This window comes from Sinorhizobium fredii USDA 257, assembly GCF_000265205.3.
Taxonomy (GTDB): Bacteria; Pseudomonadota; Alphaproteobacteria; order Rhizobiales; family Rhizobiaceae; genus Sinorhizobium; species Sinorhizobium fredii_B.
Genome location: NC_018000.1, coordinates 178463 through 197285 on the forward strand (window position 1 = coordinate 178463; position 18823 = coordinate 197285).

General features: G+C 64.1%; 16 protein-coding genes. 7 read left to right on the forward strand and 9 right to left on the reverse strand.

The window, feature by feature from the left end:
• Positions 1-9: 9 nt before the first annotated feature.
• The gene (locus tag USDA257_RS00825) at positions 10-3516 is read right to left on the reverse strand and encodes a hybrid sensor histidine kinase/response regulator (protein WP_014760963.1); all 3507 of its coding nucleotides are present in this window, start codon (positions 3514-3516) and stop codon (positions 10-12) included.
• 241 nt (positions 3517-3757) lie between these two features.
• On the opposite strand from USDA257_RS00825, the gene mscL reads away from it, so the two are divergent.
• From mscL to galE, 3 genes are all read left to right on the forward strand, one after another.
• A complete protein-coding gene (gene mscL / locus USDA257_RS00830; RefSeq protein WP_014760964.1) occupies positions 3758-4186 on the forward strand; it encodes a large conductance mechanosensitive channel protein MscL in 429 nt (142 codons plus the stop codon).
• A gap of 115 nt (positions 4187-4301) precedes the next feature.
• Entirely contained in the window at positions 4302-5468 is a 1167-nt protein-coding gene (locus USDA257_RS00835; RefSeq protein WP_014760966.1) for a pyridoxal phosphate-dependent aminotransferase, read from the forward strand.
• 178 nt (positions 5469-5646) lie between these two features.
• Complete coding sequence (gene galE / locus USDA257_RS00840) at positions 5647-6681, forward strand: UDP-glucose 4-epimerase GalE (protein WP_014760967.1); 1035 nt, start codon at positions 5647-5649, stop codon at positions 6679-6681.
• Between the two features lie 23 nt (positions 6682-6704).
• Here the strand turns inward: galE and USDA257_RS00845 are convergent, their stop codons facing one another.
• From USDA257_RS00845 to USDA257_RS00885, 8 genes are all read right to left on the reverse strand, one after another.
• The gene (locus USDA257_RS00845) at positions 6705-7010 is read right to left on the reverse strand and encodes a chorismate mutase family protein (RefSeq protein WP_014760968.1); all 306 of its coding nucleotides are present in this window, start codon (positions 7008-7010) and stop codon (positions 6705-6707) included.
• A 357-nt stretch (positions 7011-7367) separates the two neighbouring features.
• Positions 7368-8372 (reverse strand): cytochrome d ubiquinol oxidase subunit II, encoded by a 1005-nt coding sequence (gene cydB / locus USDA257_RS00855; protein ID WP_014760970.1) that lies wholly within the window; start codon positions 8370-8372, stop codon positions 7368-7370.
• On the reverse strand, positions 8362-9777 hold the full coding sequence (locus USDA257_RS00860; RefSeq protein ID WP_014760971.1) for a cytochrome ubiquinol oxidase subunit I: 1416 nt from the start codon (positions 9775-9777) through the stop codon (positions 8362-8364). The genes cydB and USDA257_RS00860 overlap by 11 nt, the downstream gene beginning before the upstream one ends.
• Positions 9778-9974: 197 nt before the next feature.
• Positions 9975-11144, reverse strand: a complete 1170-nt coding sequence (locus tag USDA257_RS00865) for a M20 aminoacylase family protein (RefSeq protein ID WP_014760972.1) — start codon at positions 11142-11144, stop codon at positions 9975-9977.
• Position 11145: 1 nt separating this feature from the next.
• Complete coding sequence (locus tag USDA257_RS00870; protein ID WP_014760973.1) at positions 11146-11970, reverse strand: ABC transporter permease; 825 nt, start codon at positions 11968-11970, stop codon at positions 11146-11148.
• Positions 11967-12692: an ABC transporter permease gene (locus tag USDA257_RS00875; protein ID WP_041413734.1), complete on the reverse strand. Its 726-nt coding sequence runs from the start codon at positions 12690-12692 to the stop codon at positions 11967-11969. The genes USDA257_RS00870 and USDA257_RS00875 overlap by 4 nt, the downstream gene beginning before the upstream one ends.
• Before the next feature lie 113 nt (positions 12693-12805).
• Positions 12806-13588, reverse strand: coding sequence for a transporter substrate-binding domain-containing protein (locus USDA257_RS00880; RefSeq protein ID WP_041414877.1), 783 nt, complete (start codon positions 13586-13588; stop codon positions 12806-12808).
• Between the two features lie 35 nt (positions 13589-13623).
• Positions 13624-14397, reverse strand: a complete 774-nt coding sequence (locus tag USDA257_RS00885; RefSeq protein ID WP_014760975.1) for an ABC transporter ATP-binding protein — start codon at positions 14395-14397, stop codon at positions 13624-13626.
• A 264-nt stretch (positions 14398-14661) separates the two neighbouring features.
• On the opposite strand from USDA257_RS00885, the gene USDA257_RS00890 reads away from it, so the two are divergent.
• The 4 genes from USDA257_RS00890 (at position 14662) to USDA257_RS00905 (ending at position 18773) form a co-directional block, all read left to right on the forward strand.
• The gene (locus tag USDA257_RS00890; protein WP_014760976.1) at positions 14662-15276 is read left to right on the forward strand and encodes a TetR family transcriptional regulator C-terminal domain-containing protein; all 615 of its coding nucleotides are present in this window, start codon (positions 14662-14664) and stop codon (positions 15274-15276) included.
• 18 nt (positions 15277-15294) lie between these two features.
• Positions 15295-16485 (forward strand): pyridoxal phosphate-dependent aminotransferase, encoded by a 1191-nt coding sequence (locus USDA257_RS00895; protein ID WP_014760977.1) that lies wholly within the window; start codon positions 15295-15297, stop codon positions 16483-16485.
• Positions 16482-18095: a 5-guanidino-2-oxopentanoate decarboxylase gene (locus USDA257_RS00900; protein WP_014760978.1), complete on the forward strand. Its 1614-nt coding sequence runs from the start codon at positions 16482-16484 to the stop codon at positions 18093-18095. The genes USDA257_RS00895 and USDA257_RS00900 overlap by 4 nt, the downstream gene beginning before the upstream one ends.
• Before the next feature lie 264 nt (positions 18096-18359).
• The gene (locus USDA257_RS00905) at positions 18360-18773 is read left to right on the forward strand and encodes a hypothetical protein (RefSeq protein ID WP_041414879.1); all 414 of its coding nucleotides are present in this window, start codon (positions 18360-18362) and stop codon (positions 18771-18773) included.
• The last annotated feature ends 50 nt before the right edge of the window (positions 18774-18823 follow it).

Sequence of the window (18823 nt, forward strand, 5' to 3'; positions counted from 1 at the left end):
CCATCGCCGCTATTCCGCTGCTGCGCGTCCCGCTGCGGCAAGCTGTGTCAGCCAGGCGCGCAAGGCGGCCGGGCGCACCGGCTTGTGCTGCAGTGAAACGCCGTCGCGCTCGGCGGCGCCGCGAACCTCCGGTGTGCGATCGGCGGTCACCATCAGCGCCGGGATGCTCTCCTTCCAAAGCGCGCGGATCGAGGCGATCGCCTCGATGCCGGTGCCGTCGTCGAGGTGGTAGTCGGCGACGATCGCCTCGGGCCGTACCGGCAGATCGTTCGGGCCCATCCTCGCGCAGGCGGCAACCGATTCCACCGTCGTGACGGCGCAGCCCCAACCGCCCAGCAGCAGCGCCATGCCCTCGAGGATCTTGGGTTCGTTGTCGATACAGACGATATTGAGGCCGGTCAGTGCATCGCTCGCCTTCGCTGCGACGACCGGCTGCGGCCTTGCCCGCTCGCCGGCGCTTGCATCGCGCGGTACGGTAACCTTGAAACCGGTACCCTTTCCCGGCTTCGACCGTAGCCCGACCGGATGGTTGAGCACGCGCGAGATGCGGTCGACGATCGAAAGTCCGAGGCCGAGCCCCGAGGCCGTGCGCGCCCCTTCGTCGAGGCGCGCGAATTCCTTGAACACCGTCCGGAACTTCGACGCCGGAATTCCGATGCCGGAGTCGAGCACTTCGATCGTCACCTGCTGTCCGCGCCGGCGCACGCCGACGAGAACCTTGCCCTTTAGCGTGTATTTGATCGCGTTCGAGACGAGATTCTGGACAAGGCGCCGCAAGAGGTTCGGGTCGCTGCGCACCACGAGCGAGGTCGGCATGACGACGAACTCGATTTCCTTCGCCCGCGCCATCGGTGCGAAATCCGTCTCGATGCGCCTCAACAGGTCATCGAGCGGCACGGCCTGCAGCCGCGGTTTCATCGCGCCCGTGTCGAGCCGCGAGATGTCGAGCACCGCTCCGAGAATGGCCTCCACCGATTCGAGCGAGGAGTCGATGTTCTGGACCAGCGCCTTGTTGTCGGAATCGCCGAGCCGCTCGACGAGCGAAGAGGAATAGAGCCGCGCCGCGTTCAACGGCTGCAGGATGTCGTGCCCCGCGGCCGCGAAGAATCGGGTCTTGCCGATATTGGCATCCTCGGCGGCGGCGCGCGCCTCGCCGAGTTCCCGGTTGACGCGCGTCAACTCGCTCGTCCGCTCGGTGACGCGCAGTTCCAGCGTTTCGTTCGCCTGCTTGAGCGCCATGTCGGCGGCAACGCGCGGGGTGATGTCGGTATAGGTGGTGACGATGCCCTTGTCGGGCATGGCGTTGGTGCGGACCTCGATGATGCGGGCGCCGGTGCCGAGCTCCAGCAGGAACGGCTTGTCGAGCGTCAGGAAGTTGGTGACCAGCGTCCTTTCCTCGTCCTTGCGGATGTCGCCGCGGCGCGCGAGGATTGCCACCATATCCGCCAGCGGGAAGCCGACCTGGCCGGCCACCTCCGGCAGGTCGAGCAGTTCCCGGAAGCGTCGGTTCCAGATGATCAGATTGTTCGCATTGTCGAAGACGGCGATGCCCTGGTCCATCTGCGAGAGCGCCGTCTGCAGCATGTCCTGGTTATATTGCAGCGCCTCGCTCGCCTGGTCGAGCAGCCAGGCGGTATCCGACGAGGTGTCGTCCATGCGCTGCAGCACCAGCGAAAACACCAGCCGTGCGGACGAGGAGCCGATGGCGCTGCCGAGCAGTTGCTCGGAAAAATGGACGAGGGCCATGTCGGCCGACGCGTTTTCATCGAGCCAGCGGCCGGACTGCTGCTCGTAGGTGTGAAACGAGCGCTGCATGCGTTCCTCGCCCATATAGCGGGCGATCGTTGTCTTGAGGTCGCGCACCGTCACCTTCGTCTTGCGTCCGCGGAAGGTCCGGTCGGTACGCGAGCGGCGCGTAATGAATACGCCGGCCTGGAAGCGCTCGAGCGGTTTGGGCGTGCGGGTCAGCGAGCCGAGCACATAGGCCGACACATTGACGAGCAGGCTGAGGGCGGATGCGTTGACGAGCGGGTCGGACTGCGGTCCCGAAAAGAGATCCGTGAACGGCAGGAGGAAGCTCAAGATCGTTGTGGCCACGTGCGAATTGTCAGGTCCGCCGAGGCTCGGCAGGAACAGGAGATAGGCCCAGACGAGGAAGCCGCTGACCATTCCCGCAATCGCGCCCCGGGCGTTCGCCTGCCGCCAGACGAGACCGCCGAGCAGCGCCGGCGCCATCTGCGAGATGGCGACGAAGGAGAGCAGCCCGAGCGAGGCGAGGCCGGCGCTCATGTCGGCCGAGCGATAGTAGCCGTAGCCGAGCAGCAGGACGACGAAGATCGCGGTGCGGCGGATGTTGAGCAGCGTGCCGGCCACGCTCTCCTGCAGGGTGCCGCGCGTGCCGAGCCTCTGGCGCAGGAAGACCGGCATGACGATGTCGTTGGAGATCATGATCGACAGTGCCACCGAGGCGACGATGACCATGGCTGTGGCGGCGGAAAAGCCGCCGATGAAGGTGAGGAGCGTGATGAACGGCACGTCGCCGGCGAGCGGCAGGGCCAGCAAATAGAGGTCGGCGTCGCCGGAGCCGGAGAAGGTCAGGATGCCGGCGATGGCGATCGGCAGGACGAAGAGGTTGATGGCGATCAGGTAAAGCGGAAACAGAATCCCGGCCGTGCGCAGTTCGTTCTCGGTACGATTTTCGACGACGGTGACGTGGAACTGCCGCGGCAACATGATGATCCCGAAGGCGGAGAGCACGATCAGCAGGATCCAGCGCGCGATCGGTGTCTGGTATTCGAGGGCGGAAAGGACCGCGGGACTCTGTTGGGCTGCGGCCAACAGATTTGCCGGCCCGTCGAACAGGACGAAGACGATGTAGATGCCCGCCGTCAGCATGGCGACGAGCTTGACCACCGATTCCATCGCGATCGCCAGAATTAGCCCGTCCTGATGCTCGGTCGCATCCGTGTGGCGCGTGCCGAAGACGATCGCGAAGCAGGCGAGGAAGAGCGTGACGAGCAGCGGTAGGTCGATGAAATTCTCCCCCGCGCCGATGCCGTAGTCGCTGGTGTCGATCATCGCGGCAACGGAGCTCGAAACCGCCTTGAGCTGAAGGGCGATGTAGGGAATGGCACCGACCAGAGAGATCAGCGCGACGATCGCCGCCACCGCCGGGTTCTTGCCGTAGCGCGCCGCCACGAAATCGGCGACGGAGGTCAGCTTCTCGGTCTTGGCGAGCCGCACGATCCTGCGGATCAGCGGCATGCCGAGCGTGAACATCAGGATCGGCCCGATATAGATGCCGGTGAACTCAAGCCCCTGCTCGGCGGCGAGCCCAACGCCGCCGAAATAGGTCCAGGAGGTACAGTAGATCGCCAGGCTGAGCGCATAGACCAGCGGCCTGCCCTTGCTGGCAATCTTGCTTCTGCTGGCCCGACGGTCGCCGTAGCTTGCGACTGCGAAGAGCAGCAGCAGATAGGCGAAGGCCGAGGCAAAAATGACCGAACCCGAAAGCATGCCTCACTCCTCGACGGGCAGCATAGGGCAAGTCCATCCCGTTGAGAATGCGCTGTTTTATGCGTCTTAAGTCCAAGACGGGACAGGGCCGCGCCCTTGCCAGCGCGAACCGTCCCGCCGTGCTTTGATCGCGAAGGGCGGTTCCATCGCCCCCGACTTTGGTCTAGTTTCCTACCAGCGGTTGCTGCGCGGGACAGGCGTGGCCGATCGTTCCACGACGGGGATCTTGACGGAGAGACGCATGCTGAACGAATTCAAAGAGTTTATCGCCCGCGGCAATGTGATGGACCTGGCCGTCGGCGTGATCATCGGTGCCGCCTTCACCAAGATCGTCACCTCGGTCGTCGACGACCTGGTCATGCCGATCGTCGGCGCCATTACCGGCGGCGGCTTCGACTTCTCCAACTATTTTCTGCCGCTGTCGGCGAACGTGACGGCTCCGACGCTTGCCGCGGCTCGCCAGCAGGGCGCGGTCTTTGCCTATGGCAGCTTCATTACGGTACTGATCAACTTCCTGATCCTCGCCTGGATAATCTTCCTCTTGATCAAGATCGTAAATCGCCTGCGGAGGTCGATCGAACGGGAGAAGCCACCGGCACCGGACGCGCCGCCGCCGCAGGACATCCTTCTGTTGGCGGAAATTCGCGATCTACTGAAACAGCGCGCGTGAAATTCGAGCGGCCGGCCGCGAAAACATCACAGAAATCGATAAATCGGTCAGAGAAAATCGCGTGATCGGCGCCGCGAAAGCGTCTAGAAGCGGCGGGCAATTGAGGAGCCCGCCGATGACGATCATGACCAGCCTCAGCCCCCGCGCTCTTTCGGCGCCCGAAAGCGGCATCGTCGAAGTGGTGAACTATGCGCGGGGTCGCGACGGCCTCATTCCGCTCTGGGTGGGCGAAGGCGATCTTCCGACGCCGGAATTCATCAGCCGGGCAGCGGCCGAAGCGCTGGTGGCCGGCGAGACATTTTATACCTGGCAGCGTGGCATTCCGCCGCTGCGCGAAGCCTTGGTGCGCTACTATCAGCGCCGCTTCCAGAAGACGCTTGCGCCGGAGAATTTCTACGTAACCGGATCAGGCATGCAGGCGATCAAACTTGCGATCGAGGCAATCGCCTCGCCTGGCGACGAGATGGTGCTCTTGACTCCCGCCTGGCCGAATTTCGCGGCCGCCGCGGACCTTTCCGGCGTCCGCCCGGCTGCCGTGCCGCTCCGATTCGAGAACGGCAAATGGCAGCTCGATCTCGATCGGCTCGAGGCGGCGATAGGGGAGAAAACACGGGCGCTGTTCATCAATACGCCGTCCAATCCGACCGGATGGACGGCGACGCAGGACGATCTCAAGGCCATCCTGTCGCTGGCGCGCAAGCATGGTCTCTGGATCATCGCCGACGAGATTTACGCGCTCTACTATTATCTCGGCGGACGGGCGCCGTCGTTCCTCGATATCATGGAGGAGGATGATCGGATCCTCTTCGTCAATTCCTTCTCCAAGAACTGGGCGATGACCGGCTGGCGCGTCGGCTGGATCGTGGCGCCCCCGGCAATGGGCCAGGTGCTCGAGAATCTGATCCAGTATTCGACTTCCGGGGTTGCGCAATTCATGCAGCGCGGCGCTGTCGTCGCCTTGGACGAAGGGGACGGCTTCGTCGACGACAACGTCGCCAAGGCCAGGCGCAATCGCGACCTGCTCTGCGACGCGCTGATCGCCACCAATCGCGTCGAGACCCTGAAGCCGGACGGGGCGCTTTACGCCTTCCTGAAGATCGATGGCGTGACGGACTCGCGCCGGGCGGCGATCGACATCGTCGACAAGACCGGCGTCGGGCTTGCTCCCGGAACGGCTTTCGGCGAAGGCGGATCGCTCTTCATGCGGGCCTGCTTCCTGCGCGATCCGGTCCAGATTGCCGAAGCCGCGGACCGGCTGCGCACTTATATCGTCAACCGCTGATCCCCGGATCTTGTCCGTCCGGTCCGATCGATAAAATTCTAATGACTGCCGTGGCCGGCGTTTAACCACACGAACGAGAATAGCCGGCGAAGAGCGGCGTCGGCGCCGCGATTTACCAATTCCGTAAGCATCGCCCGTCTTTCCTGATCCCGGGTTTTATCGGGGGTGGAAGACAGTCATGACCATACTGGTGACAGGCGGAGCGGGCTATATCGGCAGCCATATGGTTTGGTCGTTGCTCGACGCGGGGGAGACCGTCGTCGTGCTCGACAGCCTGACAACCGGCTTCCGCTGGGCGGTCGCGCCGGAGGCACGCTTTTATTTCGGCGATGTCGGCGACTGGGCGATTCTGGCGCGGATCTTCGCTGAGAATGCGATCGACGCGGTCGTCCATTTCGCCGGATCGGCCGTTGTGCCGGAATCCGTCGCCAAACCGCTCGCCTACTACGAGAACAATACGGCCAAGACGCGCGCGCTCATTGCCGCGACGATCGATGCCGGCGTGCGCCGCTTCGTCTTCTCCTCGACGGCCGCCGTCTACGGCACCCAGGACACACCGGACCCGGTCAAGGAAACGGCGGCCCTGCGTCCCGAAAGCCCCTATGGCCGTTCCAAGCTGATGTCGGAGATCATGCTTGAGGACGCAGCCGCCGCCCATGATTTCAGTTATGTGGCGCTTCGCTATTTCAACGTGGCCGGGGCCGATCCACTCGGCCGAGCCGGGCAGTCGACCTTCGGCGCCACGCATCTCATCAAGGTCGCCTGCGAGGCCGCGCTCGGCAGGCGCCGCAAGGTCGATGTTTTCGGCACCGACTATCCGACTGCGGATGGCACAGGCATTCGTGACTACATCCATGTCAGCGACCTGGTTGCCGCACATCGGAACGCGCTTGACTATCTGCGGCGCGGCGGCGAGCCGCTCGTCACCAATTGCGGCTATGGCGAAGGTTTTTCCGTACTGCAGGTGCTCGATACGGTGCGGCAGGTCTCCGGTCGCGATTTCCGTGTCGACTACGCGCCGCGCCGCCCGGGCGACGCTGCCCAGGTCGTCGCCGATCCGTCGGTCGCGCGGCTCAAGCTCGATTGGGTCCCGACCCATGCGAGCCTCGAACATATCGTCCAGAGCGCCTTCGACTGGGAGGGGTATCTCAGCCGCAAGAACAGTTTCGACGATGGTCGCGGCGAGGACGGGCGGCTCGTCGCCAACGGCTGACGCGGCCCGCAGGGGCGACAGGCTTATTGCTCGCCTTCGCCGAGGAGCTCGCGCTCATGGGCGATCGCACGGTCGATCAGCTGCGTCCACAGCTCTTCATAGAAGTCCGGATCCAGGCCGAATTCGATCGCGTGTCTGCGCGCGTTCTCCCTGACCTCTGCGACGCGCGCCGGAATATCGGCCTTCAAGTTCAGCGGACGCTTGATCTCGGCAGCGCGGTCGATATAGCCCCAGCGCTCGGCAAAGAGCGCCATCAGGGAGCGGTCGAGCCGATCGATTTCGGCGCGCACATCCACCATCGTCTTGCATTCTGCGGGGGTCTTTGGCATGGCCGGCTCCTGCCGGGGCGGTTCCCGCCCCGTTTCATCGCGCCGAACTGCTAGCAAAGGCGATGCCGGCTGAGAAGGGGGAAAACCGCCGCAGGGCGGGTGGCTGCGCTGCCCCGCCCGCTGCCTGGTCACCTCGGCAGGCGATCGCCTGGGGAGTAGGGTGCGGTCCTGTCTCCCTTCGGCGATTGCCTGCCGATGTGCAGGAAGACGGTAGTGCAGGAAGCTTGAGCGGGGCTTTCTCTCCCTAACTGCCGAGGACAAGCTTGATTGCGAGGCCGACGACGCTCACGGCCGCGACGCCGGCGAGCCAAAGGCCGACGAACCAGAGAAGCCTGCGACCGAGCCTGTCAGCGCCCATCAATGGTAGCCCTCTTCCGGATCGACCTTGCCGCGGAACACCCAATAGGAATAGGCGGTATAGGCGAGGATGATCGGGACCAGCACGAGCGCGCCGACGAGGAGGAAAGCGAGGCTCTCGTTCGGCGCTGCGGCATCCCAGATGGTGAGCGACGGCGGCACCATATAGGGGTAGAAACTGATCCCGATGCCGATATAGCCGAGCACGAAGAGACCGAGGCTGGCGATGAAGGGCTGTACATCATGGCGTTCCTGTATGCCCTTGAGCAGCAGGTATAAGCAGCCGAGAACAAGCAGCGGCACGATGACGCTGAAGATCGCCGTCGGCCAGCCGAACCAGCGCTGGAGATAGACCGGCTCGAGAAACGGCGTCCAGAGGCTGACGATGCCCATGGCCGCGACGGTGGCGAAAGCGCATTTGACGGCGATCGAGCGAGCCCGCTCGGCGAGATCGCCACGCGTCTTCATGATCAACCATGTCGCGCCGAGCAGGGCATAGCCGACGACGATCGCCACGCCGGTGACGATGGAGAAGGGCGTCAGCCAGTCCCACCAGCCGCCCGCATAGGCCCGGTCTTCTACCGGAATGCCCTGGACGAGCCCGCCGAGCGCCAGACCCTGGGAGAAGGCCGCGAGTGTCGATCCTCCGGCGAAGGCCCAGTTCCACAGGAATTCGGCGCGCCGCGTGCGCCAGCGATATTCGAAAGCGACGCCGCGGAAGATGAGGCCGAGAAGCATGGCGATGATCGGCGCGTAAAGCGCCGGCATGACGGTTGCATAGGCGAGCGGGAAGACGGCCATCAGGCCGCCGCCGCCGAGCACCAGCCAGGTTTCGTTGCCGTCCCAGACCGGTGCCACGGAATTCATCATCACGTCGCGATCGTGCTTTTCCGGGAAATAAGGAAAGAGAATGCCGACGCCGAGGTCGAAGCCGTCGAGGACGACATAGGCGAGCACCGCGAAGGCGATCAGGGCGGCCCAGATGAACGGCAGATCAATGGCCATGATGGCCTCCATGGGATTTCGCCGCCGCCGGGCCAGGGGTGACGCCGGCAGTGCGCAGCGGCCCCTCGTCGAGCTCCGGCATAGTATCGCGCGGCAGGCGAGCCATCAGCCGCAGTATGTAGAAGGTGCCGGCGCCGAAGACGAGGAAGTAGACGACGATGAAGGCGACAAGCGATGCACCGACGGCCGGAGCCTCAATCGGCGAGACCGAATCGGCCGTCAGCAGATGGCCATAGATCGTATAGGGCTGCCGCCCGACCTCGGTGGTGATCCAGCCGGCGAGCACCGCCACGAAGCCGGCCGGGCCCATCAGCACCGTCATGCGATGAAGCCAGGCATTGGTGGCGAGGGTGCCGCGATAGCGACACCAGAGGCTCCAGAGACCGATGCCGAGCATGGCCAAGCCCATGCCGACCATCACGCGGAACGACCAGAAGATGATGCTCACCGGAGGGTGCAGCTCGTCGGGGATAGAGTCGAGGCCGGCGAGCGGGGCGTCGAGATCGTGTTTCAGGATCAGGCTCCCCAGTTTTGGCACCTCGATCGCGTAGTCGATGCGCTTTTCACCCGAGTTGGGGATGCCGAAGAGCACCAGTGGAGCACCGTCGGGATGGCTTTCGTAGTGGCCTTCCATCGCCATGATCTTGGCCGGCTGATGCTCGAGTGTGTTGAGCCCGTGCAGGTCGCCGGCGAAGATCTGGATCGGCGCGACGATCGCCGCCATCCACATCGCCATCGAGAACATCGTGCGGGCGCGGCGCGGCGCCGTGTTGCGCAGGAGGTGCCAGGCGCCACAGGCGCCGACGACGAAGGCAGTCGTCAGATAGGCGGCGAGCACCATATGCACGAGCCGGAAGGGGAATGACGGATTGAAGACCACCGCCCACCAGTCGGACGGAACGAACTGGCCGGCTTCGTTGACAGAAAAACCGGCCGGCGTTTGCATCCAGGAGTTCACGGCGAGGATCCAGGTCGCTGAGATCAGCGTGCCGAAGGCAACCATGGCGGTGGCCAGAAAGTGAAGCCTCGGGCCGACGCGGTTCAGACCGAACAGCATGACGCCGAGAAAGCCTGCCTCGAGGAAGAAGGCGGTTAGCACCTCGTAGCCCATCAGCGGTCCGATCACCGGCCCGGCCTTGTCAGAGAACACGCTCCAGTTGGTACCGAACTGATAGGACATGACGATGCCGGAGACGACGCCCATGCCAAAGGCCACCGCGAAGATCGTCTTCCAGAAGTTGAAGAGCTCGAGATAGACCTCGTCCTTCTTCCAGAGCCACAGCGCCTCGAGAACGGCAAGATAGCTCGCGAGCCCGATGGAAAAGGCGGGAAAGATGATGTGAAACGAGACCGTGAAGGCGAACTGAATGCGCGCGAGCACTGTCGCATCAAAGGCTTCAAACACGGCGCGATCCTCTCAGCCGGAGCGGTCAAGCGGGGGCAAAGGGCCACCTGATCGTTCACTGCCGTCGAGCGCTATAGGCTCAACTTCATCGTGTGATGGAGTTTGATGCAGAATTGCCAAAGGTCAATGACGGGCCGCCCGCCACGTTGTCACACTGCGGCAATGTTTCGCTTGCGGCATTTGGACTGCCAGGCGGTCTAAGTCCGGGCCAGATAGGCCTCGGCAAGCTCGGTCCAGAACGCGGCGCCGATCGGCAAGAGATCGTCATTGAAGTTGTATCTCGGGTGGTGGAGCGGCTTCTCCTCGCCAGTCACCCGCGATCCCAGGAAGAAATAGGTGCCGGGCTTCTCCTTGAGCATATAGGCGAAATCCTCGCTGCCCATATAGGGCCGGGCGAGGTCGACGACCTTGTCTGCTCCGGCAAAGCGGATCGCGAGATCGCGGACGAAATCCGTCTCCGTCTTGTGGTTGATCGTCGCGTCATAGCTGCGCTGGTAGTCGACGGTCGCTCGCATGCCGAAGCTTGCCGCCTGCGCCTCGGCGATCGTCCGGATGCGGCGCTCGAGCTCGTCGCGAACGGCCGGATCGAAGGAGCGGATGCCGACGACGATTTCGGCTCGCTCCGGGATGATGTTGCTCGCCGAGCCGGCGTGGAAGGCGCCGACTGTGACGACCGCCGGGTCCATGGGATGGATGTTGCGGGCGACGATCGTTTGCAGCGCCATGACGATGCTCGCGCCGCAGACGATCGGGTCGGCGGTCTCCTGCGGTTCGGCGCCGTGGCCGCCGCGGCCGTGAACGGTGATCCGCGCCTCGTCGACGGCGGCGCCGATCGGCCCCTCGCGCACCGCAAACTGCCCAAAGGGCAGGTTCGGCTCGTTGTGCAGCGCGAACACCGCGTCGCAGGGGAATTTGTCGAACAGGCCCTCGTCGATCATGATCTTCGCGCCCCCGAAATTCTCCTCGGCCGGCTGGAAGATCAGGTGGACGGTGCCGTCAAAATTCTTTCTTTCGGCCAGCGCCCGGGCTGCCCCCAACAGCATCGCCGTGTGGCCGTCGTGGCCGCAGGCATGCATCAGTCCCGGCGTCTTGCTGGCGTAGTCGAGACCGGTTTCCTCGTGGATCGGCAAGGCGTCGATGTCGGCGCGGATGCCGATCGAGCGGGCTCCTGTGCCGTTCCTCAGCGTGCCAACGACGCCGGTCTTCGCCAGGCCCGTCGTCACCATGTAGCCGAGCGCCTCGAGATGCTGCGCTATGAAGGCGGATGTCCGCCGTTCCTCCAGTCCCAATTCCGGATGGGCGTGCAGGTCGCGGCGAATGGCGACGAGTTCAGGCAGGGAATTGCTGATCGCAGCGGATATTCTCATGTCAGGCACCACGGGTGGGAATGCGGTTTTCGAAATAGCGGAAGGCTAGGACCAGAATTCCGGTCAGGCACATATATATGAGCGCCAGCAGCAGCAGCGGCTCGTAGGTGAGATAGGTTTCCTGCCGCACCTTGGAGATCACCGCATAGACGTCGATCACGGTGATCGTTGCAACAAGCGGCGTCGATTTGAGCTGCAGCACGGTCTCGCCGTTGAGCGTCGGCAGGGCCCGGTGAACGGCGCGCGGCAGCCAAATGCGCCGGAACATCGTCCAGCGCCCCATGCCATAGGCGCGGGCCGCTTCCAACTCGCCTTGCGGCACGCCGGCAAAGGCGCCGCGCATCACTTCCCCCTCATAGGCGGCGAAGGAGAGCGTCAGCGCCGCCACCCCATAGGGCCACGCCTCGCGCAGATAGGGCCAGAGGAAGGAATGACGGATCGCCGGGAACTGGGGAAAGAGCGAGCCGAGCCCGTAATAGAGCAGCCAGAGCTGCAGGAGCAATGGCGTTCCGCGAATGATGGTGCAGAAGAGCCGGGCAGGGAGCTTGAGAAACCAGGGCCCCGTTACCTGGACGAGCCCGAGCGGAACGGCGAGCAGGAAGCCCAGGATCGCGGTGCTGAACAGCATCGCCAGGCTGACGAGGATACCGGAGCCGAGCCTTGGCAGGTAGCGGGGCAGCCAATCCCAGCGCATGAAGACGGCGACGGCAACGACGAGACCCGCGAAGAGGAGCATCAGGACGATGCGATGCGGCTTGAGGAAGTTCTCCGCCTTGGGGAGGTCTTCCGGGACCAGAGCGAGTGCGTGCGTCGTTTCGTCGGTCATCGCTGCTCCGCAAAGCCGCGCCGGGCATGCCGTTCGATCATGCCGATGAAAATATTCGAGAGGAGGGTCAGAGCGAGGTAAAGCGCCCCCGCGGCGCAGAAGAACAGGAAATAGGCCTTGGTGGTGCCGGCCGCCTGGCGCGTGACGAGCGTCAATTCGCTGAAGCCGACAACGGCAAGCAGCGCCGTGTCCTTCGTGGCGATCAGCCAGAGGTTGGCGAGACCTGGGATAGCGTAGGGCAGCATCGCCGGCAGGGTGATGCGCCTGAGAACCTTGGCCGGCGACATGCCATAGGCGCGCGCCGCCTCGATCTGGCCGCTCGGCACCGCCTTGATCGCGCCGCGCAGCACCTCGGTCGAATAGGCGCCCTGGACGATTCCGATGACGAAAATGCCGGCCATCAGGCCGCTGATATCGACCGTCGCGAAACCCAGGGTGCCGAGAAACTGGTTCAGGAGATCGGTGCCGGCATAATAGAGAAGCAGGATGAGGACGAGCTCGGGTACCGCCCGGACGATGGTCGTATAGCATTCCAGCAGGTCGCGCAGCACCGGTCCGCCATAGAGCTTGCCGAAGGCGCCGCCGACGCCGAGCGTCAGCCCGAGTGCATAGCCGCCAACGGCGATTTCAATCGAATGCAGGAAACCCTGCAGCAGAACGCCGCCCCAGCCGGGCGCCGAGAGCGCGAGCAGGCTCCAGTTGATGAAGGAATCCGCAGCCATGGCAACCTCGTTCTTCAGAGCGGGATGAGGAAAAGTGTGCGCGGTTTTGCACCCGCATCCGCTCCAGCTTAACAGCATTGGTCGGCGGTCGTAGGACCGCCGACCGGCTGCGGTCAGCCGCCGTAGATGTCGAAGTCGAAGTACTTCTTCGAGAAGGCGTCGTAGGTGCCGTTGGCACGGATCGCCTTGATCGCCGCGTTGATCTTGTCCTTGAGCTCCGTCTCGCCCTTGCGCAGTCCGACCCCGACGCCCGGTCCGAGAACGTCGACGTCCTGAGCGACTTCGCCCTTGTAGTCGCAGCATTCCTTGCCCTGATCGCTTTTGAGGAAGGCGTCGAGGGCGATCGCATCGGCCTGCACGGCGTCGAGACGTCCGGCGGCAAGATCCTGGTTCGCCTCGTCCTGCGTCTGGTATTCCTTGATCTCCACACCGGCCGGAGCAAAGTGCTTGGACGCATAGGCCTGGTGCACGGTCGACACCTGCACGCCGAGCGCCTTGCCGGCAAGACCTTCCGGCGTCGGCTTCATGTCCTCGCCCTTGGTGCCGATGATCCCGGTCGGCGTGTTGTAGTACTTGTCGGAGAAGTCGATGGTCTTGAGACGCTCCGCGGTGATCGACATGGAGCCGACGATCATGTCGATCTTCTTGGCGGTCAGCGCCGGGATGATGCCCTCCCAGGCGACGGGGGTGATCACGCAGTCAAGCTTCGCCTCTGCGCACATCGCCTTCATGAACTCGACTTCCCAGCCCTCCCAGTTGCCGTTCGCGTCCGGCGAGGTGAAGGGCGGATAGGGTTCGGCGGCAATGCCGACCTTGACCTGTTCCGCCAAGGCGGAGGCGGCACCGGTGATCGACAGGGCGGCGGCGATCGCCAGGAGTTTCAATGTCTTCTTCATGCTGTTCCCTTTTTGGTTGTTGAGCATTGCGGAATTCAATGAATTGAACTGATGAACTTCTTCAGCCTTTCGGATTTCGGAGCACCGAAGATTGCCTCGGGCGGCCCCTGCTCCTCGATGATGCCGTTATGCAGGAAGACGATGTGACTGGCGACGTCACGGGCGAACTTCATCTCGTGGGTGACGAGGATCATCGTCCGTTTTTCGCGCGCAAGGTCGCCGATCACGGAGAGAACTTCGCCGACGAGCTCCGGATCGAGCGCCGAGGTCGGCTCGTCGAAAAGCATGACAAGCGGTTGAATGGCGAGCGCCCGGGCGATCGCGGCGCGCTGCTGCTGGCCGCCGGAAAGAAAGGCTGGATAGGCGTCGCGCTTCTCGTGGAGCCCGACGCGGCGCAGCAGTTTCTCCGCCATTTCCACCGCCTCGGTTTTGGATTTGCCGAGCACGTGGACTGGGGCCTCGATCACGTTTTCGAGGATCGTCATGTGCTGCCAGAGATTGAAGCTCTGGAAGACCATGCCGAGCTGGGTGCGGATGCGTTGGACCTGCCTGCGGTCGGCCGGCATCAGCCCGCCCCTGCCGTCGGGCCTCATGCGGATTTCTTCGCCATGGACGCAGACCCGCCCCGCCGAGGGCAATTCCAGCATGTTGATGCAGCGAAGAAAGGTCGATTTTCCCGAGCCGCTGCCGCCGATGATGGCTATGACATCGCCCTGTCGGGCGTGCAGCGATACGCCTTTCAACACTTCCAATGGCCCGAAACGCTTGTAGAGGTCGGTGACCGCAATTGCCTGGGCCGCGTCCGTCATCGACACGCGACTCCGGTGGCTGGCCGAGCTTTCGCTGATGACATGAAAACAGTTCCCCTGATCGTTCTTTCGTGCAGCATCTTCGGCTTGTCACGCTGTTTCACGCCTAGCATGGTCGCACTTGTGCGGCTATTATTCAAGTGTATAATAACTCACCGCCGATTTTTTAGCGTCCCTCATTCACAACGATTTCGCGCAGGAGCCCCGCATGAGCCTATCCGTCTGGCAGACACCGACGATCGGGCAGGGCGGGTGGGCGCAGTCGTGAGCCGCCGCAGCTTTCACCGTGCTCCCGAAGGCGAACGCCGCCAGGAACTGATCGAGGCGACGCTCGACTGCATCTCGGAATTCGGCCTGAAAGGGGCGACGGTCCGCCAGATCGCGGTCCGCGCCGGCGTCACCGCCGGGCTCGTTCGCCACTATTTCGACTCGAAGGATCAGATGGTTGCGGAGGCCTATCGCGCCGTCATTGCCTCGCTCACCGAAAAGGCGAAGAACGTGGCCGGCGATCCGACGACTCGGCTCAAGGATTTCATCGCCATCAACCTGACGGAGCCGGTGGCCGACAGCCGCAGCGTCTCGCTCTGGGCCGCCTTCATCAGCCAGGTGCGGGTCGATCCGGTGCTCGCCGAGATTCACCGAGACGGTTATCTCGCCTTTCGCAACGCCTTACAGGACCTGCTAAGCGATTTCCTCGCGGCGAAGGGCCGCGCCGCGAGTCCGGAGGAATGCCGCCGCTACGCGATTGCGATTAACGGTCTTGTGGACGGGTTGTGGGTGGAAGGCTGCCTTGCCGGCGATCTTTTCCGCGACGGCGAACTGGTCGGCATTGCCATGGCTTCCGTCGAGGCGCTGCTCGGCCTGCCGATAGAAGAATAAGGGATGGGAGAAAGCACCATGCGTTACGCGTCGATCACCAAGCGCCTGGCGGATCTTGGCTCCGGCAAATGGTCGCTGCACATCCGCGCGCGTCAGTTGAAGGCAAGCGGCGCGGATCTCATCGAGCTTACAATCGGCGAGCCGGATTTGCCGCCCCACCGCGCCCTTCTCGACGAGTGCCAGCGCGCCATGGATGCCGGGCGCTACCGCTATTCGAATGGCCGCGGCGAGCCCGCTCTGGTGGCCGCGCTCGCGGCAAAATACCGTCGACGCCGCGCCGAAGTGACGGCCGAGAACATTCTCTGTTTTCCGGGCACCCAGACGGCGCTTTTCGCCGTCATGCTGGGGCTGGCCGAGGCCGGCGACGGCGTGCTCGTCGGCGATCCGCTCTATGCCACCTACGAAGGCGTGATCCATTCGACCGGCGCCCATCCTGTCCTCGTGCCGCTGAAACCGGAACATGGCTTTCATATGCGGGCGGAAGACCTGGAGCGGGCAATCACGCCCAACTGTCGCGTCCTTCTCTTGAACACGCCGCACAACCCGACCGGTGCGGTGCTGACGAAGGCAGAAATCGCGGCGATCGGCGAGGTCGCGCGCCGCCACGATCTCTGGATCGTCTGCGACGAGGTCTATGAGGAACTGGTCTTCGACGCCGCCTTCGCATCGCCCTTCGACAACCAGGACCTTGCCGAGCGCACCGTGGTCGTCTCGTCGATTTCGAAGTCGCACGCCGCGCCCGGTTTCCGCAGCGGTTGGGCAATCGGTCCGGCGGAATTTACCTATCGCCTCCTGCCGGTTTCCGAAACAATGCTTTTCGGCCAGCAGCCATTCATTGCCGACATGACCGCCTATGCGCTGACGCACGAAATCGATACGGCGCGGCAGATGCGCGAGGCCTACGGGCGGCGCGCCGACCGGATCGCGATCGCTCTCGCCCGGACGCCGTGCGTCTCGGTTCTGCCGCCCGAGGCCGGCATGTTCGCGCTGATCGACGTCGCGGGTACGGGTGTCTCGGGCGAGGCCTTCGCCTGGGCACTGCTCGAAGAGGAGAGCGTTGCGGTGATGCCGGGTTCGTCCTTCGGCGAGCAGGCGCAGGATTTCATCAGGGTGAGCCTGACCGTACCGGATGCGGCGATCGACGAGGCATGCCGGCGTATTGCCGTTCTCGCCGAACGCTGCGCGAATAGAGAGGAGCGCCGCGCATGAGTTCCGGCATGAAAACCGTCGGCGAGGTCCTCGTCGATCTGCTCGAGGCAAATGGCGTCGAGGTCGTCTTCGGCATTCCCGGCGTTCACACGGTGGAGCTCTATCGCGGCCTGGGGGCGTCGAAAATCCGCCACGTCACGCCGCGCCACGAACAGGGTGCCGGCTTCATGGCTGACGGCTATGCGCGCGTCAGCGGCAAGCCGGGCGTGGCGCTGGTCATTACCGGGCCGGGGCTTACCAACACGATCACGGCCATGGCGCAGGCGCGGCAGGATTCGATCCCGATGCTGGTGATCTCCGGCGTCAACCGCCGCGACTCGCTGGGGCACGGCCGCGGCCTGCTGCACGAATTGCCCGACCAACAGGGAATGATGAAAACGTTGGCGCTCTATTCGCACACGCTCATCAATCCGGCCGACCTGCCGCTGGTCGTCGACCGCTCCTTTGCGGTGCTGCTCTCCGGCCGGCCCGGGCCCGTGCATATCGAGATCCCGACCGATGTGATGGCCGAGCGGATAGAAAGCCGAGGGACAAAGCCCGCGGCGGCGACCCGCCCGCGTTCCGACAGCGAGACCCTGCAAAGGGCGGCGATCCTCTGCGCCGAAGCTTCGCGCCCGGTCATTCTCTGCGGTGGCGGCGCGCTGACGGGCGAGGTGGAGGTGCGTGCGCTTGCCGATCAGATCGGTGCGCCGGTGGTCACGACGGTCAACGCCCGTGGCATGCTGGCCGGCCATTCCCTGCGCGTGCCGGCAAGCCCGAGCCTCAAGGCCGTCCGCGCTTTGCTGCGCGACGCGGATGTCGTGCTGGCGCTCGGCACCGAAATGGGCCAGACCGATTACGACCTCTATGCCGATGGCGGCTTTCCGGTGCTCCGCAACCTGATCCGCACCGACATCGACGCCGCGCAGCTGGCGCGTGGGCCGCAGGCGGCGCTGTCGATCCTTTCCGGCGCGAAGGCGGCGACGGCAGGAATGCTGGGATTCCTGCCAGGCCATACGGCGGCAAAGGACGGCGCTTCTCGGGCCGATGCGACGCGCAAGGCGGCCTTGAAGGAATTACCACCAAAGACGCGTGCCGAAATCGGTGTCATCGACTTGATCTATAAGGCGCTCCCGGACTGCACCATCGTCGGCGATTCGACCCAGGCGGTCTATGCCGGCAACCTCTATTGCGATGCGCCCCGGCAACGCGCCTGGTTCAACTCCGCCACCGGTTACGGGTCGCTCGGCTATGCCCCTCCGGCAGCGGTCGGCGCGGCGGTTGCCGACCGCACGAAACCGGTCGTCTGCCTTGTCGGCGATGGCGGCTTCCAGTTCTCGCTGGCCGAGATCGGCTCGGCGGCCGATGCCGCGGCCAGGGTGATCTTTCTCGTCTGGAACAATGACGGTTACCGGGAGATCGAATCCTACATGGTCGAGGCCGGTATCACCCCGGAAGGTGTCAAGCCTTCGGCGCCGGATTTCCTGATGACCGCCGGGGCCTATGGCGTCCCGGCCGAGCGGCTGGCGAATATCGAGGACCTGCCGCGTGCGCTGGCTGATGCGGCTTCGCGGTCGGGCCCGTCGCTGATCGAGATCCATCAGGAAAAAACCGCCGGCGTCGGCAGCTGACGATTGTCAGGGCGCAGCGCGCATTTGACTTTTGCGGCCCGGAATGGTGTTAAGGGCGCCTGCTCGAATCCGGCCATGTTCTTTTACTAGGCTGGGGATCGGCTGAATATTACGTCTCGCGGGCGCCAAACGCGCCTACTGCATGCTTCCTTAATTCGGAGCCGATTTAAGGGTAAAAGCATGCAGCAATTTTTGGGGTACTACAGCGACCTTTGTGCGTCTGAACAGACGCACGGCGCTGTAGAGAAAGGGACCGCGTCCTCGATGGACCTTCTGGGTGGTGGCAGCAGAAACATGCAGGCCGGCCGGCTCGTTGCCGTGCTGTGGCTGTTCTGTGCTTCCTTTGCCATGCAGGTCATTGCCGTCGGGCAAAGCGTTTCCGGGCGCGCGGGCGCGCAGAGCGGTAACGTCTCCGCGCCCGACAGCGGATCGCCCGATCGCCCAGCCGCCCGCCAAATTTCCCGCGCCGTCGCCTTGCCTGAATTGCGCATCAGCGGCGAGCGACCCGACGGAAAGTCGACGCTCGGCGGCGATCCGTCCGCAGTACTTACAGTCGAAGCGGCCACCTTGCCGATCTACGAGGACGTTCGTCCCCACTCTTTCCTTCGTGCGGAAGCCCCAACCGGCTCCCGTCACGAAAGTGAGCGTATCCGCGGACCGCCCTCGTTCCTAGCGTAGCGGTCGAATATTCGGCGGAGCTTCCATCTCCGGCCTCGATGAACCCCAGC